This is a genomic window from Herbaspirillum rhizosphaerae, from assembly GCF_001189965.1.
GTDB classification, from domain to species: domain Bacteria; phylum Pseudomonadota; class Gammaproteobacteria; order Burkholderiales; family Burkholderiaceae_D; genus Herbaspirillum; species Herbaspirillum rhizosphaerae.
On record NZ_LFLU01000009.1, the window covers coordinates 159,192 to 176,297 of the forward strand.

Annotated in this window: 16 protein-coding genes; 3 read left to right on the forward strand and 13 right to left on the reverse strand. The window is 60.1% G+C overall.

Annotation, left to right across the window (positions count from 1 at the left end; translation table 11 throughout):
* Positions 1 to 37 precede the first annotated feature (37 nt).
* The 8 genes from hutG to AKL25_RS14300 form a co-directional block, all read right to left on the reverse strand.
* Positions 38 to 970, reverse strand: a complete 933-nt coding sequence (gene hutG, locus AKL25_RS14265; RefSeq protein ID WP_050478349.1) for a formimidoylglutamase — start codon at positions 968 to 970, stop codon at positions 38 to 40.
* Between the two features lie 26 nt (positions 971 to 996).
* On the reverse strand, positions 997 to 1,797 hold the full coding sequence (locus tag AKL25_RS14270; RefSeq protein ID WP_050478350.1) for an amino acid ABC transporter ATP-binding protein: 801 nt from the start codon (positions 1,795 to 1,797) through the stop codon (positions 997 to 999).
* Positions 1,797 to 2,462: an amino acid ABC transporter permease gene (locus tag AKL25_RS14275; RefSeq protein WP_050478351.1), complete on the reverse strand. Its 666-nt coding sequence runs from the start codon at positions 2,460 to 2,462 to the stop codon at positions 1,797 to 1,799. Before AKL25_RS14275 ends, AKL25_RS14270 begins: the two co-directional genes overlap by 1 nt.
* Positions 2,463 to 2,636: 174 nt before the next feature.
* Complete coding sequence (locus tag AKL25_RS14280; protein WP_050478352.1) at positions 2,637 to 3,404, reverse strand: transporter substrate-binding domain-containing protein; 768 nt, start codon at positions 3,402 to 3,404, stop codon at positions 2,637 to 2,639.
* Between the two features lie 49 nt (positions 3,405 to 3,453).
* On the reverse strand, positions 3,454 to 4,212 hold the full coding sequence (locus AKL25_RS14285) for an IclR family transcriptional regulator (RefSeq protein ID WP_050478402.1): 759 nt from the start codon (positions 4,210 to 4,212) through the stop codon (positions 3,454 to 3,456).
* A 237-nt stretch (positions 4,213 to 4,449) separates the two neighbouring features.
* Positions 4,450 to 5,010 (reverse strand): TIGR01841 family phasin, encoded by a 561-nt coding sequence (gene phaP, locus AKL25_RS14290; RefSeq protein WP_050478353.1) that lies wholly within the window; start codon positions 5,008 to 5,010, stop codon positions 4,450 to 4,452.
* Between the two features lie 201 nt (positions 5,011 to 5,211).
* A complete protein-coding gene (locus AKL25_RS14295) occupies positions 5,212 to 6,384 on the reverse strand; it encodes a patatin-like phospholipase family protein (RefSeq protein WP_050478354.1) in 1,173 nt (390 codons plus the stop codon).
* Positions 6,385 to 6,495: 111 nt separating this feature from the next.
* Positions 6,496 to 6,738: a DUF3717 domain-containing protein gene (locus AKL25_RS14300; RefSeq protein ID WP_050478355.1), complete on the reverse strand. Its 243-nt coding sequence runs from the start codon at positions 6,736 to 6,738 to the stop codon at positions 6,496 to 6,498.
* Positions 6,739 to 7,091: 353 nt separating this feature from the next.
* Between AKL25_RS14300 and AKL25_RS14305 the strand changes: the two genes are divergently transcribed.
* Complete coding sequence (locus AKL25_RS14305; RefSeq protein WP_050478356.1) at positions 7,092 to 9,380, forward strand: catecholate siderophore receptor Fiu; 2,289 nt, start codon at positions 7,092 to 7,094, stop codon at positions 9,378 to 9,380.
* 107 nt (positions 9,381 to 9,487) lie between these two features.
* Positions 9,488 to 10,168: a Fe2+-dependent dioxygenase gene (locus tag AKL25_RS14310; protein WP_050478357.1), complete on the forward strand. Its 681-nt coding sequence runs from the start codon at positions 9,488 to 9,490 to the stop codon at positions 10,166 to 10,168.
* 16 nt (positions 10,169 to 10,184) lie between these two features.
* Here the strand turns inward: AKL25_RS14310 and AKL25_RS14315 are convergent, their stop codons facing one another.
* From AKL25_RS14315 to AKL25_RS14335, 5 genes are all read right to left on the reverse strand, one after another.
* Positions 10,185 to 11,051, reverse strand: a complete 867-nt coding sequence (locus AKL25_RS14315; protein ID WP_050478358.1) for an ABC transporter permease — start codon at positions 11,049 to 11,051, stop codon at positions 10,185 to 10,187.
* A gap of 222 nt (positions 11,052 to 11,273) precedes the next feature.
* The gene (locus AKL25_RS14320; protein ID WP_050478359.1) at positions 11,274 to 11,669 is read right to left on the reverse strand and encodes a nuclear transport factor 2 family protein; all 396 of its coding nucleotides are present in this window, start codon (positions 11,667 to 11,669) and stop codon (positions 11,274 to 11,276) included.
* A 158-nt stretch (positions 11,670 to 11,827) separates the two neighbouring features.
* A complete protein-coding gene (locus tag AKL25_RS14325; protein ID WP_240475747.1) occupies positions 11,828 to 12,700 on the reverse strand; it encodes an ABC transporter ATP-binding protein in 873 nt (290 codons plus the stop codon).
* The gene (locus AKL25_RS14330; RefSeq protein ID WP_050478360.1) at positions 12,681 to 13,688 is read right to left on the reverse strand and encodes an ABC transporter substrate-binding protein; all 1,008 of its coding nucleotides are present in this window, start codon (positions 13,686 to 13,688) and stop codon (positions 12,681 to 12,683) included. The genes AKL25_RS14325 and AKL25_RS14330 overlap by 20 nt, the downstream gene beginning before the upstream one ends.
* Before the next feature lies 1 nt (position 13,689).
* On the reverse strand, positions 13,690 to 14,676 hold the full coding sequence (locus AKL25_RS14335; RefSeq protein WP_420840714.1) for an ABC transporter substrate-binding protein: 987 nt from the start codon (positions 14,674 to 14,676) through the stop codon (positions 13,690 to 13,692).
* 506 nt (positions 14,677 to 15,182) lie between these two features.
* Between AKL25_RS14335 and AKL25_RS14340 the strand changes: the two genes are divergently transcribed.
* Positions 15,183 to 17,084: a potassium transporter Kup gene (locus tag AKL25_RS14340; RefSeq protein ID WP_050478362.1), complete on the forward strand. Its 1,902-nt coding sequence runs from the start codon at positions 15,183 to 15,185 to the stop codon at positions 17,082 to 17,084.
* The last annotated feature ends 22 nt before the right edge of the window (positions 17,085 to 17,106 follow it).

Here is a 17,106-nt window from a genome sequence, read left to right on the forward strand (position 1 = left end):
AGGACGAATGACGGGATTTATCCCGCGCATGACGATATCAGGCCGGCTGCAGGATCAGATGCGCCAATCGCGCCGCTACCTTGGCGGTCATGCCGTCGCGGTCATAGACCGGATTGCATTCGGCGATGTCGGCCGCAGCCAGTTTGCCGCTGGCCTTGATGGTGCTCACCAGCCGCTCGACTTTTTCCAGCGCCATGCCGTAAGCAGCCGGCGCCGAGACGCCGGGCGCCTTTTCGCCGGGCAGCACGTCGAGGTCGATGGTCAGGTAGACGTCGTCCACTTGCGACAGCCGTGTATGCAGTTGCGCATTCAGGGTGTTGAGGCTGCCGAGCGCGACGTCGGTATCCATCACGTAGTCGACATCCAGCTGTCGCGCGCGGTTGAACAGCGCCGGCGTGTTGCCGAGCTGGCTGATGCCGTAGCAGAGATAGTGAAACTCGACGTCGGCCCATTCGCACCATTCCGCCATTTGCTTGAACGGCGTGCCGGAGGTGGAGCGTTCCGCTTCGCGCAGGTCGAAGTGGGCGTCGAAGTTGACGATCAGCAGTTTGCGCTGCGCCATGGCCTTGCCGAAATGGCGTGTGATGCCGAGGAAGGTGCCGTAAGCCACTTCATGGCCGCCGCCCAGCACCAGCGGGAACACGCCCTGCGACTTGACGTCGGCGATCTTGGACGCCAGCCGTTGCTGCGCCTGTTCCAGGTCGCCGTCGTTGCAATCGATGTTGCCGGCGTCGGACAGCGCCTCAATGCGATGCGCCGGGAGATTCGCCATCATGCGGCGGATCGCGTCCGGCCCTTGCGCCGCACCGACGCGGCCATGGTTGCGGCGTACGCCTTCATCGCTGGCGAAGCCGATCAGCGCACTGCCGTTCCGGATGCTGTTGTCGAAGGGCCGCACCAGTTGGTACAGGCGGCGCGTGTCGCCGGCGCTGTCGTGGTCGAGGCGGCCGTTCCAGAGAGAGTGATCCATATTTTTCGTCTTGTCTGTCGCTGTCTTTATGCCGAGGCGGGTTCTGCGGCGGAAGAATTGTTGCGGGTCAATACCGCCTGCAAGAAGCTGCGGGTGCGCTCCTGTTTCGGATTGACGAAGATCTGATCGGGTTTGCCGGCCTCGACGATGCGGCCCTGGTCCATGACCACGACGACATCGGCCACCTCGCGTGCAAACCCCATTTCATGCGTGACCACGATCATGGTCATGCCTTCGTTGGCGAGCGCCTTCATCACTTGCAGCACTTCGCCGACCAGTTCCGGATCGAGCGCCGAAGTCGGTTCGTCGAACAACATGACTTTCGGTTGCATCGCCAGCGCGCGGGCAATCGCCACGCGCTGCTTTTGGCCGCCCGACAGCGTGGCCGGCATGGCGTCGACTTTGGCGGCCAGGCCGACTTTCGCCAGCAGGCTGCGCGCCAGGGTCTCGGCTTCTTCTTTGGATGTGCCGCGGATCTTGCGCGGACCGACCGTCACGTTCTCCAGTACCGACAGATGCGGGAACAGGTTGAACGACTGGAACACCATGCCGACCTGCGTGCGCAAATCGTTCAGGGCGTGGTCGGCGATCATCTTGCCGTTGACCAGCAGGTCCTGATTGCAGATGGAGATGTTGCCTTCCTCGGCGACTTCCAGTCCGTTGCAGCAGCGCAATAGGGTGCTCTTGCCGGAACCGCTGGGACCGATGATGACGACTACTTGCGAGGCGGCGACTTCGAGGTCGATGCCGTGCAGGATGCGGTGGCCGGAGAAGGACTTGCCGAGTTTGGCGATGTTGATCATGGGGGATGTTGTGGACGGCTGCATCAGACGGCTCCTCCTGCGCGCAGGTGTTTCTCGACCCGTTGCAGGGCCATGCTGGTAAGGCTGGTCAGCACCAGATACACCAGCGCGACGGCGATGTAGACTTCCAGCGAACGGTAGGACACGCTGATGATCTTCTGGCCTTCGTGCATCAGGTCGGCGATGGTCAGCAGCGACACCAGCGCCGAGTTCTTGATCAGCGCGATGAACTCGTTGCCCAGCGGCGGAATCATGCGCACCACGGCCTGCGGCAGGATGATGGTGCGCATCGCTTTGCCGGACGACATGCCCAGCGAACGCGCCGCTTCCATCTGCCCCTTGTCGATCGACTGGATGGCACCGCGCACGATTTCCGACACATAAGCACCCGAGTAGATGCCCATGCCCAGCACGCCGCACAGGAAGGCCGGCAGCAGGATGTCGAATTGCGGCAAGCCGAAGAACAGCAGGAACAACTGCACCAGCAGCGGCGTGCCGCGGATGAAGGTGACGTAAGCAGTACAGATGGCATAGCGCAGGCGCTTGCTGCGGTCCAGCCGGCCCAGGCCGACCAGCAGACCTAGAATGCAACCCAGCACCAGCGATGCGGCGGTGATTTCCACCGTCACGATCGCGCCATGCAGCAGGTCGGGCCAGCCCTCAAGCACCGGCAAAAAATCCAAGCTCATCTCTTCTCCTTACGTCTATAACCTGCTTGCGATCCTACTGCGAGGCCATGATCCGGTGTCGGGCGGTGCTCGGAATCATCATGCACTGAAGTACATTCCGGTTCCTGTGCTCCGGCCGCCACCGGCTGATGGCCTCTCGCTACGGATCGCAAACAGGTTCTTGTTTCTTGTTAGTTACTTGGCCGACGACGACAGCCACTTCTGCACCAGCTTGTCGTAGCTGCCGTCGAGCTTGACCTTCTTCAGCGCGACGTTCATTTCTTCGGTCAGCTGCGGCAGGTCCTTGCGCACCGCGTAGCCGTACAGTTCGACGCTGACTTGCTTGTCCAGCACCTTCATGCCGGGACGGGTCTTGGCGTATTCGATGGCGGCCGGCTTGCCGGTGACGGCGGCGTCGGCGCGGCCGATTTCAACCAGGTTGAACATTTCCTGGTTCTTTTCGACTTCGATGCGCTCGGCTTGCGGGTAGTACTCTTTCAGATAATTGGCCGACTTGGTGCCGACCTGTACCGAGACTTTCTTGCCGGCCAGATCCGACGGTTGCTTGATCGAGGTATTGCTGGCCTTGGTCAGCACCACCAGGCCGCCCGGGTAGTAAGGATCGGTGAAGTTGACTACGCGGCGGCGCTCTTCGGTGATGTAGATCGCCGACGAAGCGACGTCGAAGCGGCGCGACACCAGGCCGGGGATCAGGCCTTTGAAATCGATGTCGGTCCATTCGACTTTCTTGTGCATGGTCTTGGCCAGCAATTCGATCAGCTCGATATCGAAACCGGTGCGCTTGCCGTCCTTGAAGAATTCAAACGGCGGGAAGGTGGCGTCGGTGGCGACGCGGATGACGTCGACGGTCTGGGCGGAGGCCAGTGTGGGAACGACACTGGCGGCGAAACTGAAAGCAAGGCTGACGGCGAGCATGCTGGCAAAGCGGCGGCGGTGAATCATGGTTTCTCCCTGGAGTGAATAGTTCTGATGACGGCTGAAAACTGCTGGCTTAAAACAATGAAAGACGTTCGCTGATGGCGGCGGCGGCCTGGACCGTGGCGGCAATCAGCTCGCGCTGCCGCTCTTCGGCCCGGATTGCAGGCGCCATCAGGGTGATGGCGCCGACCGCCTGGCCGGGTTTGTAAAACACCGGCGCGCTCACGCCCCACACGCCCCAGTCGACTTCGCCCTCGCTGACTGCATAACCCTGCGCGCGGATGGCGGCGAGTTCGTTTTGCAGGCGGGCGATCTCTTCGTCCTGGCCGTGCAACTGGCGCTGCACGATGTTGTCGGCCATGGCGATCGGCAGATGCGCCAGCACCGCCTTGGCGGATGCGCCGCGCGACAGCGGATGCGAACGGCCTTTGGAAAACGAGCAGCGCAGCGATTGTTCGCTGTCGACCATGTCCAGGCAGGTGACCTGATCGTTCACGGCCACCATCAGTCCGACGCTCTCGCCGCATTTCTTGGCCAGCTGCAGCATTTCCGGCTGGGCGTTGCTGACCAGATAAGAGGTGTGGTCGAAGCCCCAGGCCAGTTGCACGCTGAGCGGACCGGGCGCGTAAAAATTGTCCTGCTCCTGCACCAGGCCCCATTTTTTCAGCGGCAGCAGATGGCGGTACAGCGTGCTTTGCGGCAGACCGGTCAGCTCTTTCAGCTTGCGCACGGCGATCGGTTTGCCGTGCCGGGCGATTACCGACAACACCATGAGCGAACGCTCGCTGGTGGCGACGACGGGAGCTTGCGGAGTGGCGGCGGCTGAGTTCATGACCGGATAATTCCTCATTTTTCTCATATTTGAAAATTGAATTCTCGATTTGTGAGAATTTGAGTGTAAATGAGTTTCTGGCCGGATTGGCGCGGCAATGCAGGAAGAGCGGAGAGGAAAGGGCCGAGCTTTGTGGGGCGGGCAGTAAGAAGGACAATAAAAAACGGACCGCCAAGGCGATCCGTTTCAAGTCTTGCAGCAGTCTGGCGACTGCGCCGTAGCGTTAATTCTTGCGAATTACTTCTTGCGGCTGGTGGTCTTTTCAGCAACTTGTGTGAATTGCTTGGCCGCGTTGCTCAGGTGGCCTTCCAGTGTTTCCACAGCTTGCTTGGTGTTCTTGGTCAGTTGCTCGTAGCTGGCGTTGGCGTTGCCGATAGCCGACTTCAGCAGGGCCACGGCGTTTTCCGAACCGGCTGGTGCATTCTTGGCGATTTCGTCGACCAGGGCGCTGACTTTGCGGCTGGTTTCGGCGACTTGCGCTTCAGTTGCCTTGGTCAGTTCAGCCTGGGTAGCCGAGACGATGCTTGCCAGATGACGGCCGTAAGCGGCTGCCTTTTCTGCGGTCGGTTGCGCTTGTGCTTGCGCCAGGGCCAGCAGTTCTTGCGGATCCTTGATGGATGCGAATTGCTGTGCAGTAGCGGCGGACTCTTCCAGCGATGCCTTGGCGGCGCTCAGGTTCAGTTCGACGATCTTTTCCAGACCTTCGAAAGTCTTGGTGGTCAGCGTGTTGATCAGGTCCAGTTGAGCCTGGAAGTGGGTCTTGGTTGCAGCGGAAAATTGGTCTTGATACGAAAACATGTGCTTCTCCTTTGGTTTTTCAAAAAACAGCTGGGACTGGCGGCTTCGGTCTCGTAAAACTATTTTTGTGCGCCGCAACAAATACTATTTTACGCACTTAAATGGTGAGGTCAAGAATTTTTTGTGCGTCGCACAAAAATGTCGAAAATTGCAACATAAACAACATAATTTGTTATTGCACAGGGCTAACACCGTGCGCCGTCAGCCGGTTGCCACCTCGACGACCGGCGGCAATTCGTGCACCACGACGCCCGCATCCGAGACCTGGAACGGGCAGCCCTGGCTGACTTCAATGCCACGCATGGCATCCTGATAACCTTGTTCCCAGCGCCACTCGATCGAGCCGCGCGAGAAGTTCACATCCTTGGACGCCATGTTCCAGTCGCGTCCCGCGTAGGGCAGGCGCACGATGTGGATGGTGGTGTCGGCGCCCAGTTCCGCCAGTTGCTTGCGGTCGGCGGGTTTGCGCAGGTCGGCCGGCAGGCGTTCGTAGAGTTCGCGCGCCAGCTTGCGCAACTGGTATTGCTTCAAATAGGCCTCGATATGGCGCTGCGAGCGCGAGGCGAAGGTGACATCCTTCTGGCGCGTCTGGACTTCTTCGTAGGTGCGCGGCTCGGGGCCGTCGGCATGCCACAGGTCGACCATCATGCACAGCGTATCCTGGCGCGGCTCGTCGCTGAGCACAGCCTCCAGCGGCGTGTTCGAATACAGGCCGCCGTCCCAGTACAGGTCGCCGTCCACGCGCACCGGCGCAAAGCCGGGCGGCAAGGCGCCGCTGGCCATCACGTGCTCGGCGCTGATGGATTGGCTGTCGGTGTCGAACTTGACCAGTGTGCCGCAGGTGACCTTGACGGCGCTGATGGTCATGCGGATGCCGACATCCTTGTTGTTGAGATAGTCAAAATCGACGTATTTGTTGAGCGTAGTGCGCAGCGCCTCGGTGTTATAGAAACTGGCTTCTTCCGGCGGCACCGGCAAGCCGATGGCGAAGGGATTGAACGGGCGCGGGGTAAAGAATCCCGGCACGCCGCGCGCGAAGGTGTCCATGGTGGTCATCCAGGTCGCCAGTTGCCGTGTGGAATCGGGGACTTGTTGCAGATTGATCAGGTCGTCGTGCGAGATGCTTTCCCAGAATTCGCGCAGGCGCTGGATGCGGAACTCGCGTTCATTGCCGGCGATGATGGCGGCGTTGATGGCGCCGATCGAGGTGCCGATCACCCAGTCCGGCGTCAGGTTGTTCTCGTGCATGGCTTGATAAACGCCGGCCTGGTAGGCGCCGAGGGCGCCGCCGCCTTGCAGCACCAATGCAATGCGATGCTTGCGTTCAGTTGAAACGGAGGTCGGGGAAGGACTCACAGCGGGTTTGCGTCGCATCTTGTTCCTTGCAGTTGGAATACAGCAGACTGCGCATCAAGCGAATTGTTCAATGCAGCATGTGATAAAAATCATACGCTACAAATGTGACAAGCGCGCCCCGGCCGATATTCAGACGCGGGCGCGTGCCTTGCGCCAGGCATCGATCAGCTGCAGCGGCTCCTTGCCGAGAGTGCCCGGATCGACGGCATGCGAATGTTCGATGATCATCACCGCATAGACGTCGGCCAAGGCGTTGACCTCGGGCGACAGCGCGCATTCTTCGCCTGTGGCGGGGCGCTGGATGCGCCAGTAGTTGATGGCTTCTTCCAGGTCGGTCAGGGAAATGGTGGTGGCAATGGTCATGTCGTTCATGCGCTTTATTGTACGCCTGCGTTCCGGCTCCACAAAAACATGCTGCGCAGTGCTTTCCCTGCATACAGCGGGGTCTTTTAGCGAACGATAAAAATCCCGAGACAACACGTCGCCTCTGCCGACTAGTTTCGAGGAGAGAATTGGCGAATATCAAGGAAACCGGAATATCTGCATCGCCGTGCCCGAATGCGTTGCATTCGGTCGAAGCCAAAACTATATTCGCTGCGCCGACCACAGCAACAAGATATCCCGTTCGATCCGCAGCCCGCCCCTCTTTTTCCCAGCCAGCCAGTCTTCCCGAATCGCGTTATCCGGAGGTCGGCGCTGACCGTCACTTACCACTGGGAAATTCAATGTCTATTCATATCAAGAGCAGAAAACACGGCGCTGCCGGCCTTCCACTTAACTTGCGCACTTCGCTGGGCATTTCCATCGCCGCCTCAACGCTGGCGCTGGCTGCGCCGTTTAACGTTTCGGCGCAACAGAATGACGGCAATCTGCCGCCGGTCGAAATCAAGGAACGCAACGAGTCCTACAAGGCCGAGCGCGTCAGTTCGCCCAAATTCACGCAGCCGCTGGTCGACACTACGCAAACCATCACCGTCATCAAGAAGGAATTGATGCAGTCGCAACAGGCGACAACGCTGACAGAAGCATTGCAGAACAGCGCGGGCGTCGGTACTTTCAACACCGGCGAAAACGGCGCCACATCAACCGGCGATGCGATTTTCATGCGCGGCTTCAACACCGCCAACAGCATCTTCGTCGACAACATCCGCGACGCCGGCAGCGTCTCGCGCGACCTGTTCAACATTGAACAGGTCGAAGTCGTCAAAGGACCGGCCGGCGCCGACAACGGCCGCGGCGCGCCGACCGGTTACATCAACATGGTGACCAAACAGCCGACGCTGGAGAATGCCTATTCCGGTAGCGCCACCTACGGCACCGGCAACAACAAACGCCTCACCGCCGATTTCAATCGTCAGATCGACGGTCTCAACGGCAGTGCGTTCCGCCTCAACCTGATGACGCAAGACAGCGGCGTGCCGGGCCGCGACCGCGTGAACAACAAGCGCTGGGCGATTGCACCGTCCTTCGCCATCGGACTGGGGACGCCGACACGCCTGTTGTTCGACTATCTGCATGTGGATCGCAACAATGTGCCGGACGCCGGCCTTCCGACCATCGGCACACCGGGTTTTTACAACGCCAGCACGGTCGGTAAAAACGGCGCCGCGGTCGCACGCAGCAATTATTACGGCACGGCCAACGACTACGACAAGAGCACCAGCGACATGTTTACCGCGATCTTCGAACACGACCTCAGCGCCGGCATGACGATTCGCAACATCATGCGTTACGGCAAGACCAAACAGGACTACCGGATCGGCAGTCCGTTCGTGATCGACGGCAGCGCCTCGAACCCGGCCAACTGGACGGTCAGCCGGCTGGCGCAGACGCTTGATCGGGGCAACGAGATTTTCACCAATCAGACCAACGCCGTCATCAAATTCAATACCGGCGCCATCAAGCATGCGGTCACCACCGGCGTGGAATTCATCCGCGAAAAACAGACCGCCGTGCTGTACGCCGGCACGCTCGCCGCCGCAAATCTCTACGCTCCCGATGCCTATGCGCCGGCGAGTTTGTCGGTGCGCCCAAGCGGCGCTCGCAACGAAGGCACGACCAACACGATTGGCGCCTATCTCTTCGATACGCTGGAACTGAGCCCGCAGTTTCAAGTGAACGGCGGTGTGCGGCTGGATCGTTACAACACCGACTACAACGGCATTACCCTGTCGACGGCCGACAGCGCGCCGGGTTTGCCGGTCGGAACGCTGGTGCCGGTCACGCTCGGCAAAGGCGGAACCCTGCTGAACTGGAAGATCGGTGCACTCTATAAGCCGGCCAGCAACGGCAGCATCTATGCTGCCTATGCGACATCGCAGCAGCCGCCGGGAGGCGCTGCGTTTGCCCTGAGCACCACCGGCAGCAGCGCCGACAATCCCAATTTCGCGCCGCAGAAAACCGGCACGACGGAAGTGGGTACCAAGTGGGAAGTTTTCAACAAGAAATTGTTGGTGTCGGCGGTCTTGTTCCGGACTGAAGTCAGCAACGAGATCACGCAGGATGCCGTCACCAGCAATCTGTACGTGCAAAACGGCAAGAAGCGCGTCGACGGCCTCGAACTGTCAGCTTCCGGTGAAATTACTTCGAGCTGGTCGGTCAATGCCAGCGCAGCATTGATGAACGCCAAAGTGTCAAGCGGCACAAGCAATGCGTCCGCCACCAGCAATCAGAACAACGCCGCAATGAGCTTCTCGCCGAAGAAGACCATGACGCTATGGAGCACCTATCTGCTGCCGTCAGGTTTCACTATCGGCGGCGGCATCCGCTACGTCGACACGATTGCGCGGACCGCCAGCACCACGATAAGCGGCACGACCAACACGCCTTACGCCCAGAGTTACTGGATTGCTGATGCCATGGCGGCATACCAGCTCAGCAAGAACGTCAACGTTCAGCTGAATCTGTACAACCTTACCAACGAACGCTATGTCGCTTCGCTGAACAACAGCGGCGCGCGCTATATCCCCGGCGCCGAGCGTTCCGCCAGGCTCAGCCTGAATCTGGCCTATTGATTTGCGGCTGCCGGCGGGGTTATCTCAACCGCAGGGCAAGGCCTCGCCGCGGCGCAATCCGGCAGGCGGGTCTTGCGGCTCCGGACTTGTCTTACAAGGAGTACATGATGTTGTTGCACATTCCCGGCGTCCTTACCACGCAGCAGGTACTGTCGTTGCGCAACAGGCTCGACGCCGCCGACTGGACGGACGGTCGCGCGACCGTCGGGTCGCAAGGGGCGCGTGTCAAACGCAATCGTCAGTTGCCCGGGCATTGCGCCATCGGTCGCAAACTGGGAGGCGAGATCATGACGGCGTTGGCGGCCAACGCAACGTTCTTTGCCGCCGCGCTTCCTGCGCGCACCATGCCGCCCTTGTTCAACCGGTATGAAGGCGGCGAACGTTACGGCGTGCATATCGATGGCGCGGTACGCAAAACCCCCGGGGCCGACCAGCAGTTGCGCACCGACGTGTCGTCCACGCTGTTCCTGAGCGACCCCGGCGACTACGACGGCGGAGAACTGGTTGTGCACGACACCTATGGCGTGCATGAAATCAAGCTGCCGGCGGGCGACCTGATCCTCTATCCGTCGACCAGCCGGCACGAGGTCTTGCCCGTGACCCGCGGTTGCCGCGTCGCGGCTTTCTTCTGGACCCAGAGCATGATCCGCGACGACCATCGGCGCAGCATGATGTTTGAGCTGGACCAGGCCATCCACGCATTGCGCGGGCGCCATGGCGACAGCGATGAAACGGTTGTGTTGGCCGGGCATTATCACAATCTCTTGCGACTCTGGGCCGAAACCTGAAGGAGCAGTCGACGGGCTAGCGCTGCATCCCCCAGCGCTTGACGGTAACTCGCTCAATCACGTTAAAACCCAGATTCTCCACCAGCAAGCCGATCAAAATCACCATCGCCAACCCGGCAAACACTTTATCGGTATAGAGTTCGTTACGATTCTGGAAGATGTACCAACCCAGCCCGCCTTTGCCGCTGGACGCCCCGAACACCAGCTCCGCGGCAATCAGCGTGCGCCATGCGAACGCCCAGCCGATGCGCAGGCCGGCAAGGATGGACGGCAATGCCGCAGGCACCAGCATGAAAATCACAAACCGCAATCCGCGCAAGCCATAGTTGCGTCCCGCCATGCGCAAGGTATCCGACACCCCCAGAAACCCGGCGTAGGTATTCAGCGCCAGTGCCCACAACACCGAATGCACGAGTACAAAGATCAGGCTGTTCTCGCCCAGGCCAAACCACAGCAAGGCCAACGGCAACATGGCGATTGCCGGCAGGGGATTGAACATCGACGTCAGCGTGCTGAGCAGATCGCGGCCCAGTTGCGTCGACACTGCGAGCGTCGTCAGCGCAAACGCCAGCACGATGCCGATCAGGTAACCCTTGAGCAGCACTTTCAGCGAAATCCATACCTTGCCGATCAGTTCACCGGTGGCGATGCCGTCGACGAACGCCTGCGCCGTCTGCACGAAGCCCGGCAGCAGCAAGTCATTGTTCTGGATGCGGGCCACGACTTCCCAGATCACGGCCAGTATCAGCAGAATGACGGTCTTGCGCACCCAGCTTTGCTGCCATATCCGTTGCGGCAGCGACAGCGTGCGTTCCAGCGGGACGTTGTCCAACGGCGTGAGGGTGATTTCGTATTCTGCGCGGATGGGTGGGGAGAGATTCATGGCGGACTCGACCTTGTGGATTGCCGTATCGTGTTAAAAATCCTTTACCGTAATGGAGAGCGATTGCGCCGCACACGAATCATTTCGCACAAACAAATGCGAATTTCGTATATGGTGGTTTGTCGGGGGAAAGCGAAGGAGGCAATCGCCGCCGGTGCCCTGCGTATGCAGGAGCGGGGCGGCGGGAAAGGGAGAGAAACTGGAGGGGGGAGTTGCGGAGACTTAGCTCGGACGGCCGTGGAAGGCCTTGTTGGCGATCTTCCAGCCGTCGGCTGTTTTCAACAGCACGAAGTAATCGGTGAAGGTGACCGGGCCGTGCACCAGCGTGATTTTGGCGGCTGCCGAGAGGCCGCCAATATCGATCCAGTCCACCGTGCGGCGGCGATTCGCTTCGTCGGCGGCCGGGGTGCCTTTGAAGCGCTCGCAGTAGACGTCCAGCGGCCACGAGGTGAACACGCCGTCGCGCATCGATTCGATGTGCGCAGTCGGCAGGAAAGCCTGCCGCATGTGGGCAGCATCATCGCGGGCGTGGCCGAGGAAGTATTGTTCGATGGGCTTCAGCACTTCGCTTTGTTCTGTGCTGTAGGCCGGCTGGGATGATGTGGCGGTTGCGCTCATGGCGGACTCCTGGAGGTTAAGTGGCCTCATGATGCGCGAACCGCGCTGCCGTGAGCCGCGCGCTCGCTGATAACGGGTATATGCAAACCCAGATAGTCGTCGCAATGTTTTCTTCGCGTGGGACGCTGTCTGCTACTGCGTCCCACGCTGATATTCACTCAATACGAAAATCGCACGTCCTTGAAATTGACCTGCGCCGCCGGTTCGGCCTGGCCTTCGTCGAACAGCAGCCGGTGGACGCGCCGCGCGGTTTCCTGGAAACCGACGCCGCCGATACTTTGCAAGTCGTACTGGTGGCTGTTGATCTCGGCACGCACGCGGCCGGGATGCGGCGACAGCAGCAGGATGCGGTTGCCGACCACCAGCGCTTCTTCGATCGAGTGGGTGACGAACAGCAGCGTGAAGCGTACTTCTTCCCACAGGATCAGCAGCTCTTCCTGCATCTTGCGGCGCGTCAGCGCGTCGAGTGCGGCAAAGGGCTCGTCCATCAGCAGGATCTTCGGTTGCATCGCCAATGCACGGGCAATCGCTACGCGCGCCTTCATGCCGCCGGACAGCGTATGCGGATAGGCATCGGCGAATTTGCCGAGACCGACCTTATCGAGATAGTGCAGGGCGCGTTCGGCGGCTTCACGCTTGCCCAGCGTGCGTGAGGCCAGCAGCGGGAACATGACGTTTTGCTTGACCGTTTTCCACGGCGGCAACTGGTCGAACTCCTGAAACACGACGATGCGGTCCGGCCCGGGCTGGTGGATGGCGGCGCCGTCGAGGCGGATTTCGCCGGCGGCAGGTTTGAGAAAGCCGGCGACTGCTTTCAGCAGACTCGACTTGCCGCAACCCGACGGGCCGAGCAATACGAAACGGTCGGCAGGATAGACGTCGAAGCTGACGTCGTGCGTGGCTTGCACCACGGCGGTGGCGCTGCGATATTGCAGGCCGACGCGGTCGACATGCAGCAGCGGCGAGTGGCCGCGGCCGCCCTCAACCGCGTGCAATCCTGTTTGCGCCTGATCAGCTGCCTGGTTGTGCATACGCTTCTTCAAAAAAGTAGTCTTTCCACGACGCGGCGCGATTCTTCAGCACGCCGATGTCGTGCAGCTTGTCGGCGTAGACGTAGCTGCGTTGCGGCGAGACGGTGAAATCGATTTCCGGATCTTCGACGATCTTGCGCACGAACTCCGGCGCCAGCTTGGACTTCTGCACGCGAATGAAGGTGTCGGCCGCCTTGGCCTTGTTGGCGCGGATGAATTGCGCGGCTTCGACCAGCGCGCTATAGAAGGCCTTGTAGGTCTTGGGATTGTCGTCGTGGAATTTCTGCGTGGTGTAAAGCACGTTGAAGGTCGCCGGGCCGCCGAGGATGTCGTAGGAACTGATGATCTTGTGCACGTTCTTGTTCTCCAGCGCCTGGTACTGGAACGGCGGGCTGGAGAAATGCGTGTTGATTTCAGAGCCGCCGGAGATCAGCGCCACGGTGGCGTCGGGATGCGACAGGCTCACCGAAATATTGTCGAAGCGCTTGTAGTCGGCTTTGCCGAACACGCGCGCAGTTTCGATCTGCAGGGTACGCGACTGATAGCCGACGCCGGCGGCCGGCACCGCGATGCGGTCTTTGTCGCTCAGGTCTTGCAGCGTCTTGACCTTGGGATTATTGCTCAGCAAATAGTTGGGCATGGAGCCCAGCGATGCGATCGCCTTGACGTTCTGGCGGCCGCGCGTGCGGTCCCACAGCGTCAGCATCGGCGGCATGCCGGCCGAGACCACGTCGAGCGCACCGGCCAGCAGCGCTTCGTTCATGGCGGTGGCGCCGGAGATGCTGTTCCACTCGACCTTGATGTCGAGGCCTTGCTGTTTGCCGTACTTTTCGATCAGCTTCTGGTCTTGCACGACGTCGAGGATCAGGTAGCCGATACCGAATTGCTGGGCGATGCGGATCTGGCCTTCAGCATGGGCGCCGGCGCTGAAACCCAGCGAGGCGATGAGGGCGGTGGCGGTGGTGACGAGCAGTGAGGTGAAGCGCATTTCAGCTGCCTCCGTTGATGTGGGCGTCGTCGAAGAAATATTCCTTCACCGAGGCCGGTTTGTTCTTGATGGCGCCGACGCGTTGCATGAATTCGGCGAGCGGATAGGTGTTTTGCGGCGTGATCTTGAATTGCACTTCCGGGTTCTTGATGATCTTCAGCAGCAGGTCGCGGTCGATCCTGGCGTTGCTGACGCGGATGTAGGTATCGGCCGCCTTGTCCGGATTGGCGGTGACAAATTTGGCTGCTTCATCGAGCGCGGCGACGAAGGCCTTGTACGTTTTGGGATTGTCTTTGCGGAATTTTTCGGTGGCGTACAAAACGGTGGCCGACGACGGGCCGCCAAGAACTTGATACGAATTCAGGATGATGTGGGCTTTGGGATTGCCGGCCAGTTCCTGTTCCTGGAACGGCGGATTGCCGAAGTGTGCGCTGATCTCGGTGCCGCCGTTGATGATGGCGGCAGCGGCGTCGGGATGTGGTACGGCTACGCTGATCTTGTCGAGCTTGTTGTATTGCGCATCGCCCCATTGCTTGGCCGAGGCCAGTTGCAGCACGCGCGATTGCACCGAGACGCCGACGGCGGGCAGCGCGATGCGGTCTTTGTCGCTCAGGTCGGCGATGGTCTTGACGTTGGGGTTGTTGCTGACCAGGTAGTAGGGCAGGTTGCCCAGCGAAGCGACGCCGCGCACATTCTGGCGGCCGTGGGTGCGGTCCCAGATGGTCAGCAGCGGACCGACGCCGGCGCCGGCGATGTCGATCGCGCCCGACAGCAGCGCGTCATTGACGGCCGAGCCGCCCGACAGCTTCACCCAGTCGACCTTGATGTCGACGCCCTGGGCCTTGCCATGCTTTTCGATCAGCTTCTGATCCTGAGCGACATTCAGCAATAAATAGACGACGCCGAATTGTTCGGCGATACGCAACTGGCCTTCGGCGCGCGCCAGCGACGGTGCGCCGATGGTGGCCGCAGTCGCAATGACGCTCATGCTGAGCGCGGCGGAAAGAAATCGTTTGGCGAACATGGATACCTCGTGTTGATACTGCACTCCTCTCGTGTCAGGACGAGAAGAAGAGAAAAGTAGAAAGACACCCGGAAAAAACAGTCTTAAGAACAAACAGCAGCGAAAGCCGCAGTTCTTTATGAGCTAGGAGTATATAAAGCCGCCGGAAGAATGAAAAACGCGTTTATTGCATATCTTTATGCGGTTTTCGCTGCATTTTGGAAGCCATTGCCGCGCGTTGCGTTTTTTGAAAAAAATCGCCGCCCGACGGCGCTCGCCGATGCCCGGCCTTGTTGCAATGTCAAGGCCGACACGCAAGACAGATGCCTTTGCGCAACGCAGCATCCCGCCGGGGAAATAGTGCGATAAAGTACGCGCTTACCGGCTCTGCAATCGCTGGCTGCAATCAAGTCGAACAACGCGAACAACTGCGCAGCCGCTGCCGGTACGCAACTTGAACTAAAAGCATCAACACCAAATACGGGAAAACAATGAGTTCATCTCAGGTCAGACCAAATTATTCCTTCCGGTCGCAAAAACTCCACATCATTACTCTGGCAGCACTGGGCGTCGTGTTCGGCGACATCGGCACCAGCCCGCTGTATGCGCTTAAAGAATGCTTCAGTCCGGAACACGGCATCGCGTTTTCGCATGACGCCGTGCTGGGCATCATCTCCATGCTGTTCTGGTCGATCACGATCGTGGTCTCGCTCAAATACGTGCTGTTCGTCATGCGCGCCGACAACAACGGCGAAGGCGGCGTGCTGGCGCTGATGGCGCTGTCGCTGCGCACGGCCGTGAGCGGCTCGCCGCGCGCCAAGTTCCTGATGATGCTGGGCGTGTTCGGCGCCTGCATGTTTTACGGCGACGTGGTGATCACGCCGGCGATTTCCGTGCTGTCGGCGGTGGAGGGGATGGATATCGCCGCGCCGGGGACCTCGCATTACGTGATTCCGCTGACGCTGGTGATTCTGATCGCACTGTTCCTGATCCAGCGCCACGGCACCAATCTGGTCGGCAAGCTGTTCGGCCCGATCATGTTCATCTGGTTCATTTCGCTGGGCGCCCTGGGCTTGTTCCATATTCTCAAGGCGCCGGGCATCATGGTGGCGATCAACCCCTACTACGCCGTGCATTTCATGATCGAGCATTCGCTGCAGGCCTTCATCGTGCTCGGTTCGGTGGTGCTGGTGCTGACCGGCGCCGAAGCGCTGTATGCGGACATGGGCCATTTCGGCATTCGTCCGATCCGCTTCGCCTGGTTGTACACCGTGATGCCGTGCCTGGTGATCAATTACTTCGGCCAGGGCGCCAATCTGCTGGCCAATCCTGAGGCGATCAAGAATCCGTTTTATCTGATGGTGCCGGAGGTGCTGCTGGTGCCGATGGTGGTGCTGGCGACCTTTGCGACGGTGATTGCGTCGCAGGCGGTGATTTCCGGCGCGTTCTCGCTGACCAGCCAGGCGATCCTGCTGGGCTTCGTGCCGCGCATGCGCATTCTGCATACGTCGGAAGACGAGCGCGGCCAGATCTATATTCCGCTGATCAACTGGATGCTGCTGGTGCTGGTGGTGGCGGTGGTGCTGGCGTTCAAGAAGTCCGACAACCTGGCGGCGGCGTACGGCGTGGCGGTGACGACCACGATGGTGATTACGACCATGCTGGCGGCGGTGGTCATGCGCATCGAATGGAAATGGCATCCGGTGCTGGTGACGCTGGTGATCGGCGCTTTCCTCACGGTCGACCTTGCGTTCTTCACGGCCAATTTGCTGAAGATCGCGGATGGCGGCTGGTTCCCGTTGTTGTTGGGCGGCGCGGCGTTCTTCCTCCTGATGACCTGGTATTCAGGCCGCATGTTGCTGCGCATGCGCATCAAGGACGACGGCATTCCGCTGGAGCCTTTCGTCGAAGGCCTGCTGGCGCATCCGCCGCATCGCGTCGGCGGCACGGCGGTGTTCATGACCGGCAATATCAACACCGTGCCGGTGGCGCTGCTGCATAACCTCAAGCACAACCGCATCCTGCACGAACGGGTGTTCTTCCTGAAGATCAGTATCTGGGACGTACCGTATGTGTCCGATGAAGAGCGCCTGACGCTCAAGGACATGGGCGGCAACGTCTATCTGCTGCGCGCGGCGTTCGGCTTCAAGGAAGCGCCGGAGGTGAACAAGGTGCTGGACCTGACGGCGGCGCAGTTCAACATGGAGTTTGAGCTGATGGACACGTCCTTCTTCCTGGCGCGCGATACGGTGGTGCCGAGCAAGTTGCTGGGCATGTCGCTGTGGCGCGAACAGCTGTTCGCGTGGATGTACCAGAACGGCGCCAAGCCTTCTGATTTCTTCCATATTCCGGCGAACCGGGTGGTGGAATTGGGAACCAAGGTCGAAATTTAAGGTTTCATTTACCTTGGCGCTA

Coding starts and splice junctions, on each gene's coding strand:
- AKL25_RS14325 (WP_240475747.1), bottom strand. CDS start 12,700: ATGCACAACCAGGCAGCTGATCAGGCGCAAACAGGATTGCACGCGGTT.
- phaP (WP_050478353.1), bottom strand. CDS start 5,010: ATGTTTTCGTATCAAGACCAATTTTCCGCTGCAACCAAGACCCACTTC.
- AKL25_RS14310 (WP_050478357.1), top strand. CDS start 9,488: ATGTTGTTGCACATTCCCGGCGTCCTTACCACGCAGCAGGTACTGTCG.
- AKL25_RS14275 (WP_050478351.1), bottom strand. CDS start 2,462: ATGAGCTTGGATTTTTTGCCGGTGCTTGAGGGCTGGCCCGACCTGCTG.
- AKL25_RS14330 (WP_050478360.1), bottom strand. CDS start 13,688: ATGCGCTTCACCTCACTGCTCGTCACCACCGCCACCGCCCTCATCGCC.
- AKL25_RS14300 (WP_050478355.1), bottom strand. CDS start 6,738: ATGAACGACATGACCATTGCCACCACCATTTCCCTGACCGACCTGGAA.
- AKL25_RS14320 (WP_050478359.1), bottom strand. CDS start 11,669: ATGAGCGCAACCGCCACATCATCCCAGCCGGCCTACAGCACAGAACAA.
- AKL25_RS14335 (WP_420840714.1), bottom strand. CDS start 14,676: ATGAGCGTCATTGCGACTGCGGCCACCATCGGCGCACCGTCGCTGGCG.
- AKL25_RS14315 (WP_050478358.1), bottom strand. CDS start 11,051: ATGAATCTCTCCCCACCCATCCGCGCAGAATACGAAATCACCCTCACG.
- hutG (WP_050478349.1), bottom strand. CDS start 970: ATGGATCACTCTCTCTGGAACGGCCGCCTCGACCACGACAGCGCCGGC.
- AKL25_RS14280 (WP_050478352.1), bottom strand. CDS start 3,404: ATGATTCACCGCCGCCGCTTTGCCAGCATGCTCGCCGTCAGCCTTGCT.
- AKL25_RS14295 (WP_050478354.1), bottom strand. CDS start 6,384: ATGCGACGCAAACCCGCTGTGAGTCCTTCCCCGACCTCCGTTTCAACT.
- AKL25_RS14270 (WP_050478350.1), bottom strand. CDS start 1,797: ATGCAGCCGTCCACAACATCCCCCATGATCAACATCGCCAAACTCGGC.
- AKL25_RS14340 (WP_050478362.1), top strand. CDS start 15,183: ATGAGTTCATCTCAGGTCAGACCAAATTATTCCTTCCGGTCGCAAAAA.
- AKL25_RS14305 (WP_050478356.1), top strand. CDS start 7,092: ATGTCTATTCATATCAAGAGCAGAAAACACGGCGCTGCCGGCCTTCCA.
- AKL25_RS14285 (WP_050478402.1), bottom strand. CDS start 4,212: ATGAACTCAGCCGCCGCCACTCCGCAAGCTCCCGTCGTCGCCACCAGC.